General features: G+C 68.3%; 12 protein-coding genes. 6 read left to right on the top strand and 6 right to left on the bottom strand.

Annotation, left to right across the window (positions count from 1 at the left end):
* The first annotated feature begins 4 nt into the window (after positions 1-4).
* The gene (gene coaD / locus AC07OA_RS08935) at positions 5-493 is read left to right on the top strand and encodes a pantetheine-phosphate adenylyltransferase (RefSeq protein ID WP_494663440.1); all 489 of its coding nucleotides are present in this window, start codon (positions 5-7) and stop codon (positions 491-493) included.
* A 6-nt stretch (positions 494-499) separates the two neighbouring features.
* On the opposite strand, the gene AC07OA_RS08940 is transcribed toward coaD, so the two are convergent.
* From AC07OA_RS08940 to AC07OA_RS08950, 3 genes are read right to left on the bottom strand one after another with little or no spacing between them, the layout of a single operon-like run.
* A complete protein-coding gene (locus tag AC07OA_RS08940; protein WP_494663441.1) occupies positions 500-1,606 on the bottom strand; it encodes a helix-turn-helix transcriptional regulator in 1,107 nt (368 codons plus the stop codon).
* A 59-nt stretch (positions 1,607-1,665) separates the two neighbouring features.
* Positions 1,666-2,748, bottom strand: a complete 1,083-nt coding sequence (locus AC07OA_RS08945) for an NAD(P)H-dependent amine dehydrogenase family protein (RefSeq protein WP_494663442.1) — start codon at positions 2,746-2,748, stop codon at positions 1,666-1,668.
* 23 nt (positions 2,749-2,771) lie between these two features.
* Positions 2,772-3,578, bottom strand: coding sequence for an SDR family NAD(P)-dependent oxidoreductase (locus tag AC07OA_RS08950; protein WP_494663443.1), 807 nt, complete (start codon positions 3,576-3,578; stop codon positions 2,772-2,774).
* Between the two features lie 211 nt (positions 3,579-3,789).
* On the opposite strand from AC07OA_RS08950, the gene AC07OA_RS08955 reads away from it, so the two are divergent.
* The 3 genes from AC07OA_RS08955 to AC07OA_RS08965 all read left to right on the top strand — a co-directional run bounded on the left by AC07OA_RS08955 (position 3,790) and on the right by AC07OA_RS08965 (position 6,053).
* Positions 3,790-4,605, top strand: a complete 816-nt coding sequence (locus AC07OA_RS08955; protein ID WP_494663444.1) for a peptidylprolyl isomerase — start codon at positions 3,790-3,792, stop codon at positions 4,603-4,605.
* Positions 4,602-5,444, top strand: coding sequence for a peptidylprolyl isomerase (locus AC07OA_RS08960; protein ID WP_494663445.1), 843 nt, complete (start codon positions 4,602-4,604; stop codon positions 5,442-5,444). Before AC07OA_RS08955 ends, AC07OA_RS08960 begins: the two co-directional genes overlap by 4 nt.
* Before the next feature lie 141 nt (positions 5,445-5,585).
* Positions 5,586-6,053, top strand: coding sequence for a peptidylprolyl isomerase (locus AC07OA_RS08965; RefSeq protein ID WP_494663446.1), 468 nt, complete (start codon positions 5,586-5,588; stop codon positions 6,051-6,053).
* A gap of 61 nt (positions 6,054-6,114) precedes the next feature.
* On the opposite strand, the gene AC07OA_RS08970 is transcribed toward AC07OA_RS08965, so the two are convergent.
* Positions 6,115-7,095, bottom strand: a complete 981-nt coding sequence (locus tag AC07OA_RS08970; protein ID WP_494663447.1) for an endonuclease/exonuclease/phosphatase family protein — start codon at positions 7,093-7,095, stop codon at positions 6,115-6,117.
* Between the two features lie 40 nt (positions 7,096-7,135).
* Positions 7,136-7,735 (bottom strand): hypothetical protein, encoded by a 600-nt coding sequence (locus AC07OA_RS08975; protein WP_494663448.1) that lies wholly within the window; start codon positions 7,733-7,735, stop codon positions 7,136-7,138.
* A gap of 118 nt (positions 7,736-7,853) precedes the next feature.
* Here AC07OA_RS08975 and queA point away from each other — a divergent pair, with 118 nt between their 5' ends.
* Both queA and tgt read left to right on the top strand, forming a co-directional pair.
* Positions 7,854-8,960, top strand: coding sequence for a tRNA preQ1(34) S-adenosylmethionine ribosyltransferase-isomerase QueA (queA, locus tag AC07OA_RS08980; protein WP_494663449.1), 1,107 nt, complete (start codon positions 7,854-7,856; stop codon positions 8,958-8,960).
* Entirely contained in the window at positions 8,960-10,075 is a 1,116-nt protein-coding gene (gene tgt, locus AC07OA_RS08985; protein WP_494663450.1) for a tRNA guanosine(34) transglycosylase Tgt, read from the top strand. Before queA ends, tgt begins: the two co-directional genes overlap by 1 nt.
* A 61-nt stretch (positions 10,076-10,136) precedes the next feature.
* Here tgt and AC07OA_RS08990 read toward each other — a convergent pair whose 3' ends face one another.
* The gene (locus AC07OA_RS08990; RefSeq protein ID WP_494663451.1) at positions 10,137-11,654 is read right to left on the bottom strand and encodes an ATP-binding protein; all 1,518 of its coding nucleotides are present in this window, start codon (positions 11,652-11,654) and stop codon (positions 10,137-10,139) included.
* Positions 11,655-11,826 lie beyond the last annotated feature (172 nt).

An 11,826-nucleotide genomic window follows, 5' to 3' on the forward strand; every position in this document is an offset into this window, starting at 1 on the left:
AAGCATGCGGATCGGGCTTTATCCGGGGACGTTTGACCCGGTCACCAACGGCCACCTCGACATCATCGGTCGGGCGGTCAAGCTGGTCGACAAGCTGGTGATCGGGGTGGCGGTGAACATCGGCAAGGGACCGCTGTTCACCCTGGAGGAGCGGGTCGCGATTCTGCAGCGCGAAACGGCCCACCTGACCAAGATCGCCGAGATCGAGGTGCGGCCGTTCGACAGCCTGCTGATGCACTTCGCCCGCGAGGTGAACGCCCAGATGATCGTGCGCGGCCTGCGGGCCGTGGCCGACTTCGAATACGAATTCCAGATGACGGCCATGAACCAGCAGCTCGACCGCGAGATCGAGACGGTGTTCCTGATGGCCGACCCGCGCCACCAGGCCATCGCCTCGCGGCTGGTCAAGGAAATCGCGGCCCTGGGCGGCGACGTCCACAAGTTCGTGCCGCCCGGCGTGGCCGATCAACTGCTGGCCAAGCTGAAGAAGTAGCCTGGCTCAGGCGATCGCCAGCACGCTGCGATGGACGAAGCGCACTAGGTCCGCCTGGCCGCGCGCGCCGGTCTTGGCGTAGATGCGCTTGGAATAGGTCCGCGCCGACTCCACGCTCAAGCCCAGCTCGGCGGCCGCCTCGGCGATCGACATGCCCCGGCTGAGGGCCAGGGCCAGGCCCGCCTGGCGCGGCGTCAGGTCGAACAGCTGGCCCAGCTGCTCGCAGCGGTCGGCCGAACTCCATTGGTCTGAATGCACATAGGCCACCAGGGTCGGCATCGGCCGCGTCGCCCCGGCGCCCACCTTGGCGGCCTTGACCAGCAGCATGTCCAGCCACGGCTCGCGGCTCAGCACGATGGCGCGCGGCCGCGCGTGGGGATCGGCGACCAGCGCCTTGACGGCGGCGGCGATGTCTCGGCCCACCGCCGGGACCCGGGCGGCCAGCCGGTCATCGCGCCCGCGCAAAAGCACGGCTCCGTCCTGCAGCATCGCTTGGATATGGGCGTCCATGTCGAGCACGCGGCCTTCGACATCCAGGGTCAGCCAGCCGAAGCTCATGCGCCGCACGGCCTCGGTGGCGACCGACGCGGTCGTCCGCTCGCGCTCCAGGGCGACATAGCTGGCCAGGGCCGCTCGCAGATAGGGGGCGAGCGCGGCCATCAGCAGGCCGTCCTCGGGGGCGAAGTCATCCGCCTGGCGCGAGAGGGTGAGCCAAGCGCTGACCCCGCTGGCTTCGGTTACGCGCATGATGCGCAGCACATTCATGCCGCTGGGCGACAGCAACTGCTCGCGATAGGCCTCGTGCCGGGGATCGCCGTCTCGCAGCAATTCCGTCAGGGCGTAGACCCGGCCGTCGGCCATGTCGTGATAGGGCAGGGGGTCGCTCTTGTGCAGGCTGTCGCGATAGAGCTGGGCGACAACCGGCGGTGACTGGCGGCCCGAAGCCAGGTGCACCACGCGGTTGGTCGCGCCCAGGGGGCGGAAGATCAGGCTGGCGTAGTCCGCCCTGGCCCGCCGCCGCAGGCGCTGGATAAAGGTAGACCACGGCGGGTCCTCCACCATGCCCGCGATCAGCGGTTCGATCAGATTGGCCGCGTCGTCGCCGCTCAGCACTTCGATATCCCCAAACGGGAATGCCCGCCGGGAATGTCTAGCCGCGATCCGCCCTTTCCTCAAATCCAGGCGACGTTATCCGCAGGCCGCACCAGGCCGTGGGGCTGCACGATCCCCAGGTCGAGATGAGTCACCACGCCCGGCGCGGCCTCGCAGACCGCCGGCAAGGCCGTGGCGCCCAGCAGGCCCGTCCAGGGCAGGCCCAGGAACGGCCGCACGCCATCGGGGCCGGGCTTGGCCATCAGCCGCACCTCCAGCGCCGGATCGCCCTCGATCACCACCTGATAGCGGCTGTCGATGTCCCACTGGGGTTCGATGTCCGGGCCCATCGACCAGTAGAAGTGATAGGTGATCAGGGGCTTGCCCTCGCACCAAGCGGTCCATTCGTAATGCTGGCCGCCCACCGTGCCCTCGCGGATCACCCCGCCGCCGGTGCGGCCCTCGCCCAGGGTGTAGGGGATGTCCTTCGTGGCCTTGGCGACCTCCAGCTTGGTGGTGACCTTCTCGATGGTCTTGCCCAGCCCCTCGGCCAGCAGGGCCATAGACTGGGCGAAGGCGAACGGCGCCTCGGGCGAGCGGCTGGGCTTGGCCAGCAGGGCCTCCGGATCGCGGCCGAACCCCATCATCTCGGTATAGATCATCGGGTTCTTCACCTTGTCGATGAACTCGTAGATCTGGATGTGGTCGATGCGGTTCATCAGCCGGGTCAGGGTCAGGGGCAGGATGTCGCCCGAGAAGCCGGGGTGGATGCCGCAGGCGTGGTACGAGGCGCCGCCCTCGCGGCAGGCCGCCTCGATCTTCTCGAAATGGGCCGGATAGTGCTGGGGCGAGAAGGGGCCGCCCACCGAGGCGACGTTCTTGCCGGACCGGAGCAGGCGGCAGATCGTGTCGACATCGGCCACCAGCGGGGCGTAGTGCACGCAGTCGGCGTCCAGGGCCAGGATCGCCTCGACATCGTCGGTGGCCAAGACGCCGGTCGGACCCAGCCCGGCCAGGTCGCCGGCGTCCTTGCCCACCTTGTCCGGATTGGTGACCAGCACGCCGACCAGTTCGAAGACCGGGTTCTGGATGAAGTGCGTCAGCGCCGCCTTGCCGACCACGCCGGTGGCCCACTGGATGACGCGATAGGTCTTGTCGGACATGGGAGTTCTCCTCGTTCTTGGGTTCAGACCACCGAGCGGACCTGGCCGCCGTCGACGCGATAGTTCGAGCCGGTGACGTAGCCCAGGATCGGGCTGGCCAGGGTGCAGGCGACCATGGCCACCTCCTGCGGAGTGCCCAGGCGGCCGGCGGGCGGCAGGTCGAACACCCTCTCGGCGGCCAGGCGCTGGGTCAGCTCCTCGATCGACAGGTCGGGAGCGTTGTAGCGAGCGCGGCCGTAGCGGATCAGGCCGTCCACCATGATTACGCCCGGGGTGACGGTGTTGACGGTCACTCCGACCCCCTTCAGCGACCCGGCCAGGCTGACGGTGAAGTTGTTCAGAGCGGCCTTGGCGGCCGAATAGTCCGTACCAAGATTGTTCGGCTGGATGGCCACGGCGCTGGAGACCTGGATCACCCGTCCGAACCGCGCGGCCACCATGTCGGGCACGGCCAGCAGCACCAGTCGCACCGAGGCCAGGGTGTTGGCGTTGTAGTTCGAAATCCAGTCGGCCGCGCCGATGTCGAGCGGCGGCTTGGAGGTGTTGCCGGTGGAACTGCCGCCGGCGTTGTTGATCAGGATCTCGACGGACCCGCCCAGGGCGGCCTTGGCCTGGTCGTGGACGGCGGCGGCGCCTTCGTCCGTGGACAGATCGCCGATGGCCACGCCGGCCGCGCCGATCTCGGCGGCGATCTTCTCGGCGCGCTCGCGGTTGCGGCCGTGCACCACCACCTGGGCGCCCTCCTGGGCCAGCAGACGGGCTATGGCCTCGCCGATCCCGCTGCTGCTGCCGGTGACGAGCGCGCGCCGGCCTTCGAGCCCCAGATCCATCCCGTTCCTCCCATCGTCGCGCCGCTGGTCGCGAGCGTCTTGTGCGTGGCCGGGTCGAAAGATCACGGGCGGGGCGGCTAGGGATATTCCCATTTGGGAACACGGCGTCGACGACCCCAAACTCGCCGGAATCGTCGGTTCTAAAGCGGCGCCACTTGTCGTACGCGCGGCGGCGTTCTACGCCGTCGGTTCTGTTCTATCGGGGATCTCCATGAAGCTTGCGTCCATCGCCGCCGTCCTGGCGCTTACCGCGGCCTCCGCCGCCAGCGCGCAGCAGGCCTCCGACTGGCGTACGCCCGATCCCGACAACGTCCTGGTGATCGAGACCAACAAGGGCCGGATCATCGCCGAGCTGACGCCCGAGGCCGCGCCCAACCACGTGGCCCGCGTGCGCGAGCTGGCCAAGGCCCACTTCTACGACGGCCTGACCTTCTTCCGCGTCATCGACAGCTTCATGGCCCAGACGGGCGATCCCAAGAACGACGGCACCGGCGGTTCGGACCAGCCGGACGTCAAGGCCGAGTTCACCTTCCGCCGGGGCGTCGGCTACGCGCCGCAGGGCAAGGCGGGCGCGGTCGAGATGGGCTTCGTCGGCGCCTTGCCGGTCTACAGCCAGAACAGCGCCCTGGCGGCCATGACGGTCGACGGCAAGGTCTCGGCCTGGGGCGCCTTCTGTCCCGGCGTCCTGGGCATGGCCCGGGCCGGCGATCCCGACAGCGCCAACAGCCAGTTCTTCTTCATGCGTCAGCACGTGGCGTCGCTGGAAAAGACCTACACCGCCTTCGGCCGCGCCCTGACGGGGCTGGACGTCATCCGCTCGATCAAGACCGGCGAGCCGGTGCCCAATCCGCAGGACAAGATGATCACCGTGCGGCTGCTGTCCGACATCCCCGCCGCCCAGCGGCCCAGCATCCAGGTGATGGACACCCGCTCGGCCGCCTTCACGGCGCTGGTCGAGAAGAAGCGCGCGGCCATGGGCAGTGCGTTCGGTCCTTGCGACATCGACGTTCCGGTACAGGTGAAATGACCCGCGCCGCGATCACCGCCGCCGCCCTCCTGCTGGCCCTGACCGGCACGGCCCAGGCCGCGTCCAAGCCCGCCGCGCCGCGCGAGACGGACTGGCGCGTGCCGCCCGCCCAGGACGTGGTGGTGATCGACACCAACAAGGGGCGCATCGTCCTGGAGCTGATCCCCGAGGTCGCGCCCAACCACGTGGCGCGCTTCCAGGAACTGACCCGCGAGGGCGTCTATGACGGTCGTACCTTCTTCCGCGTCATCGACAAGTTCATGGCCCAGACCGGCGATCCGGACGACACGGGGGAGGGCGGCACCAAGAAACCCAACCTGAAGTCCGAGTTCACCTTCCGGCGCGTAGCCGACACGCCGTTCGCGGCGGTGGCCGCGCCGGCCGGGACCGAGGTGGGCTTCGTGCGCTCGCTGCCGGTCATCAGCCAGGCCTGGAGCTTCGCCGACATGACGCCGGACAAGCGGGTGTCGGCCTGGGGCACCTATTGCCCCGGCGTGTTGGGCGAGGCGCGCGACGAGGACGTCAACTCGGCCAACAGCCAGTTCTTCCTGATGCGCCAGCCCTATCCGTCGCTGGACAAGCGCTACACCGCCTACGGCCGGGTGCTGTCGGGCCTGGACGTGGTGCGGGCGATCAAGACCGGCGAGCCGGTGGAGAAGCCCCAGGACCAGATGATCAAGGTGCGGCTCCTGGCCGACATCCCCGAGGCCGAGCGTCCCGTCGTCCGCGTGGCCGACACCAAGAGCGCCTGGTTCAAGAAAGAAGTCGCCCGGGTGCGCAAGGACCGCGGGGCCGATTTCTCGGTCTGCGACGTCAACCTGGCGGTCGATATCCGCTAGGTTGCAGGCCGGCCCGCAAGCTGGGCTGTGACAAATGATCCGCCCTCGGGATCCATCGGGGCGGTTTCCCCCTTCTGGAAAGCGGGATAGAAGCCTTCCCGACTCTTCAAACCTCTCCTTTTCAAGCTTCAAGGGATGACCATGTCGGCCGACCTCGAAAACACCCTGATCCTGACGCTCGAGTCCGGGACCGTCACGATCAAGCTGCGTCCCGACCTGGCTCCGGGCCACGTCGAACGCATCAAGGAACTGGTCCGCGAGGGCTTCTATGACGGCGTGGTGTTCCACCGCGTGATCCCGGGCTTCATGGCCCAGGGCGGCGACCCGACCGGCACCGGCCGCGGCGGTTCGGCCAAGCCGGACATCAAGGCCGAGTTCTCGGCCGAACCCCACGTGCGCGGCGTCTGCTCGATGGCCCGCACGCCCGACCCGAACTCGGCCAACAGCCAGTTCTTCATCGTCTTCGACGACGCCACGTTCCTGGACAACCAGTACACCGTCTGGGGCCAGGTGGTGGAAGGCATGGAACATGTCGACGCCCTGCCCAAGGGCGAGCCGCCGCGCGAGCCGGGCAAGATCGTCAGCGCCAAGATCGCCGCCGACGCCTGAGGCTTTCAGGTCTGCCGAATGTGAGAAGGCCCCGGGAAACCGGGGCCTTTTTGCTGCACGCTCAGCGGGCCAGGGTGACCACGACGGGCCTGTGGTCCGACCCCAGGCTGGGGCCGCGCTCGACCTTGACCGTCTTCCAGGCCTTGCCGGCATAGACGTGATCGATCGGCAGGATCGGGAAGGGGGCGCTGGTCACGCGCGAGAACGGACCTGTCGGCCAGCTGGCCAGGGCTCGCGTGCGGCGCTCCAGGCCCAGGGCCTTGTCCTGCCGGCGCAGGCTCCACGACCAGGGCGTGGAGTTGAAGTCGCCGGTGATGATCAGGCTGTCCTTGGGAAACCGCGCGACCTTGGCCTGCAGCAGCTTGCTCTGGCGCTGCCAGCGGCCGGGCGGGATGGGCCAGACGAAGTGGTTGCCCACCACCGTGAAGTCGCCGCGCGGATGGCGCAGCGTCGCCCAGGCGCCGACCAGGCCGTCGCCGTCTTCGTAGAAGCCGTGCTGATCGACGATCGGCCAGCGGCTGTAAATCCGGGTGTCGCAGCCGAACTTCGAACGGCAAGCGATGGCGTAGGGATAGGCCTTCTTGAGCGCGCGCAGGACCGGCCAGGCGCTGCTGCCGGATTCCTCGGTGATCACGATGTCGGCGTTCTGCTTGAGGATCCAGGCCGCGGTCTCGTCCGGAGCATGGTTGTCGGCCCACAGGTTGAACTGGACCAGCTTGAGCGTCTGCGCGTCCTTGGCGGGCTTCTCGGGGCGGTGGAAGGTCGACAGCAACTCGGGCGCCATCAGCACGATCAGGGCGGCGATGCCCACGGTCGCCAGGCTGGTAAGAGCCTGGCGCTCCTGGTCCCGCGAGACGGCGACGGTCAGGATCAGGCCCACGAGTCCGCAGATCAGCCAGACCGGCGCCCAGTGGGTGAGGGCGTCCAGCGCGGGGCTGATCGCGCCGCCCAGGCACGCCAGGCCGACGACGGCGCTGACCAGGCACAGCATCAGCGCCGTGCCGCGCAGGAAGAGATCGACCAGGTGCTGGATCAGGCGCATGCCCTGGCCTTAGCACGGCGCCATGACGCTCGCGCCAGCCTTAATCGCCGCCGAAGTACATGAAGCTGATCTTGCGGAATTGTTGGTCGCCGACCGAAAGATCACCCTTGAGCACCGGCTTGGGCTCGCCAGGCCCCTCGGCCTTGGCGGCGGTCAGCACTGGCAGATCGAAGACGCCGGTGAAGGTCACCTGGCCCAGGCGCGGGTCCACGCCGTGGAAGGCGACCTCCTGGCCGTCCACCCTGTAGGCGGTCGGCATCACCCGCAGCGAGACCGTGTGATAGATCTGCCCCAGCTCGTTCTCGGCCGTGGGACTGGTGACGTCCTCGAACTCCAGGAAGATCGGGGCGTAGGTGGCCAGCCGCTTGCCTGCCTCCCAGTCGGCGAAGTCGCTGGCCTGGCCGATGTTCAGCGAGGTCAGTTTCAGATTGCCCGAGCGCACCTCGGCGTCGGCGAAGTAGTAGCCGAAGCCGTCCAGCTTGGGATCGTGCGAGAAGGTCACCGGCGCGGGCGGCTGGGCGGCCGGGGCCGTGGACGGCGCGGGCGCGGTCTCGGCCTTCTTGGTCTCGGTGGCGGGCTGGCAGGCGGCCAGCGCCGCGCAGGCGAAAAGAGCCGGCCAGAGGCCGATGGCGACGTTCATGGTTCCCCCCGGATCGCGTCGCGGGCAGGATGGCGAGGTTCGACCCGGTTTGTCCAGCTTGCCCCGCGACGCCTCGGCGCTTGACCCGAGGCGGCCGTCGTGGCCTTGAAGCCGCCCCATGCGCCTTTCCGACTTCGATTTCCATCTGCCCGACACGGCGATCGCCCTGCGGCCGGCCGAGCCGCGGGATTCCGCGCGCCTGCTGGTCGTCACGCCGGGCCAGGGGCTGGACGACCGCATCGTCCGCGACCTGCCCGATTTCCTGCGTCCCGGCGACGCCCTGGTGTTCAACGACACGCGGGTGATCCCCGCGCGGTTGATGGGTCTGCGGGCCGGGCGCGAGACCGGCGGCGGCGACGGATCGCCCGTGGCCGTCGAGGCCACCCTGCACAAGCGCGCCGCGCCTGATCGCTGGATCGCCTTCATGCGCCCCGGCAAGCGCTTGAAGGAAGGCGACCGTATCGCCTTCGGCCATGACCAGGACCGCGCCTGCCAGGCCGGCATGCTGGACGCCACCGTGGTCGCCAAGCACGAGGGTGGCGAGATCGAGCTGGCCTTCGACTTTTCCGGCGTCGACCTGGATCTGGCCGTGGCCGCCCACGGCGAGATGCCGCTGCCGCCCTATATCGCCGCCAAGCGCGCCGAGGACGACCGCGACCGCGCCGACTACCAGACCGTCTACGCCCGCGAGGACGGCTCGGTGGCCGCGCCCACCGCCGGCCTGCACTTCACGCCGGACCTGCTGGAGGCGCTGAAGGCGAGGGGCGTTTCCCTTCACTTCGTCACCCTGCACGTTGGCGCCGGCACCTTCCTGCCGGTCAAGACCGACGACGTCTCCGAGCACCGGATGCACGCCGAGTTCGGCGAGGTGACGGCCGAGATCGCCGACGCCCTGAACGCCGTCCGCGCCGCCGGCGGCCGGATCGTCTGCGTGGGCACCACCTCCCTGCGCCTGCTTGAAAGCGCCACCGGTGAGGACGGGATCGTCAGGCCGTTCGCCGACGAGACCGCGATCTTCATCACCCCCGGCTACCGCTTCCGCGCCGCCGATGTGCTGATGACCAACTTCCACCTGCCCAAGTCGACCCTGTTCATGCTGGTCAGCGCCTTCGCGGGTCGCGCCACCATGAAGGCGGCCTATGAGCATGCGATCGCCACGGGCTATCGCTTCTATTCCTATGGCGACGGCAGCCTGCTGTTCCGCGCCGATCCCGAGACCGTCTGATGGCCGCTTTCCCGTTCGAAATCTCCGCAACCGACGGCGCGGCCCGCACCGGTTTGCTGAAGACCCCGCGCGGCGACATCCGCACGCCGGCCTTCATGCCCGTGGGCACGGCCGCGACGGTCAAGGCCCTGACCGTCGACCAGGTCAAGGACACCGGCGCGGACATCATCCTGGGCAACACCTACCACCTGATGCTGCGCCCCACGGCCGAGCGGGTGAAGCGCCTGGGCGGCCTGCACAAGTTCATGCGCTGGGACAAGCCGATCCTGACCGACAGCGGCGGCTTCCAGGTGATGAGCCTGTCGGGCATCTCCAAGGTCACGGAAGAAGCCGTCACCTTCTCCAGCCACATCGACGGCTCCAAGCACGTGCTCAGCCCCGAGCGGTCGATGGAGATCCAGGCTGACTTGCTGGGCAGCGACATCGTCATGCAGCTGGACGAGTGCGTGGCCTGGCCGGCCGAGGAGAAGCGGGCCCGCGAGGGCATGGAACTCTCGGCCCGCTGGGCCAAGCGCTCCAAGGCCGCCTTCGGAACGCGCGACAGCCAGGTCCTGTTCGGCATCCAGCAGGGCTCGACCTTCCGCAACCTGCGCCAGGAATCGTCCGAACGGCTGCAGGAGATCGGCTTCGACGGCTATGCCCTGGGCGGGCTGGCGGTCGGGGAGGGGCACGAGGCCATGTGCGAGGTGCTGGACTATGCCCCCGCCATGCTGCCCGCTGATCGGCCGCGCTACCTGATGGGCGTGGGCAAGCCCATCGACCTAGTGGAGGCGGTCTATCGGGGCGTCGACATGTTCGACTGCGTCCTGCCCACCCGCTCGGGCCGCCACGGCCAGGCCTGGACCTGGGACGGGGCGATCAACATCAAGAACGCCCGCTACGCCGAGGACGAGGACCCGCTGGACCCCACCAGCGACTGCCCGGCCAGCCGCGACTATTCCAAGGCCTATCTGCGCCACCTGTTCAAGGCCGAGGAGATCCTGGGCCAGGTGCTGCTGTCCTGGCACAACATCGCCTTCTTCCAGGCCCTGACGGCCGCCATGCGCGACGCCATCGCCGAAGGTCGGTTCGAACAGTTCCGCCGCGACTTCCGCGCGCGGCACCAGGGCGGCTAAAGCGTTTTCGAGCGAAGTGGATGCCGGTTCGCGTGAAGAAAACGCGCAAAAGCAAAGAGATCTAGGCCAGGCTCACGGCGGTCTGGATGCCCGCCAGGAGGCTGGCGGCGGTGATCGGCTTGGCGACGTGCAGGTCGGCGCCCGCGGCCAGGGCCTCGGCCTGATGCTCGGTCATGGCGTTGGCGCTCAGCATGATGATGGGCGTGGGCGTCGCGCCGTGTTCGGTCTCGAAGATGCGGATGGCGCGGGTCGCGCTCAGGCCGTCCAGGCGCGGCATCTGCATGTCCATCAGCACCACGTCGAACGGACCGTCCTCGAAGGCGCGGATCGCCGCCTCGCCGTCGTCGACCGTGACCAGATCGACGTTCTGGTCCGCCAGGATCAGCTGAACCACGCGCTGGTTCGTCGGATGATCCTCGGCCAGCAGCACCCGCAGCGGACGCTCGCCCAGGCTCATGACCGGGGTGGTCTCGGTGTCCCGCGCATCGTAGTCGGCCAGACTCTCGACCCGCGCCAGCGGCAGCGACACGACGAATCGGCTGCCGATCCCGGGTTCGGACGTGGCGCTGATCTCGCCGCCCATCAACTGGGCCAGCGACCGGCAGATCGACAGGCCCAGTCCCGTGCCGCCGAAGCGTCGGCTGATGGTCTCGTCGGCCTGGCTGAACCGGTTGAACAGGCGCTCGGCCTGCTGGGCGTCGAAGCCGACGCCGGTGTCTTCGACGGCCAGGTTTAGCAGCGAGGCATCGGCCGTTTCCGTCAGATCGACGCGCAGGGTGACCTGGCCTTTTTCGGTGAACTTCACCGCGTTGGACAGCAGGTTGCCGACGATCTGGACGATGCGCGTGGCGTCGCCCAGGAAGCGTCCCCGGGCGTTGGGCGCGCATTCGACCGCGAAGGCCAGCCCCCTGTCCTCGGCGCGATAGCGCTTGCCCTCGATGCAGGGCGCCAGCGCCTCGTCCAGGTCGAAGGGCCGCATGTCGAGCAGAAGCTGGCCGGCCTCGATCTTGGAGACGTCCAGGACGTCCGACACCAGGCGCTCCAGCGTGACGCCGGACGCGCGGATCAGGGCGACCATTTCGGCCTGCTCGTCGCTCAGGGGCGTACGCGACAGGGCGTCCACGATGCCGATGACGCCGTTCAGGGGCGTGCGGATTTCGTGGCTCATATTGGCCAGGAATTCGGACTTGGCGCGGTTCGCCGCCTCGGCCGCGGCCTTGGCTTCGCGCAACTCGCGCTCGGCCGCGACCCGATAGGTGACATCCCGGGCCACGCCGTAGATCCGGTCGCCGAACCTCTGGGCGCGCCATTCCAGGGTGCGATAGGAGCCGTCCTTGTGGCGATAGCGATTGATGAAGCCCAGGACCGGATCGCCGTCCCTGCGGCTCTCCACCTCGATCACGCTCTCCTGCGTGCCGGAAAGGTCGTCGGGATGCACCAAGCGCAGAAGGGGGCTGCCCTCCATCTCCTCGGGACGATAGCCAAGGTTGGCGTGCCAGGACGGACTGGCCTTGAGAACGCAACCTTCGAGGTCGCGGATGATCAGAAGATCCAGCGATACGTTGAAAAACGTATCCATGTCCTGAATTGGTTCAACTTGAGGCGGTAATTCTTGAAATGACCCTGTAACGACAAAAGGCGCTTGGGTCATGACTGCACTATCCTCGAAAGCACGCGGCGATCATTCGAGGCTACGCGGTTAAGGTTAAGTCGGTATTGCGGCTGTGTTTATCCGGAACGTCCAAGCCGCG

The organism is Caulobacter sp. GW821-FHT09B08 (genome assembly GCF_059418225.1).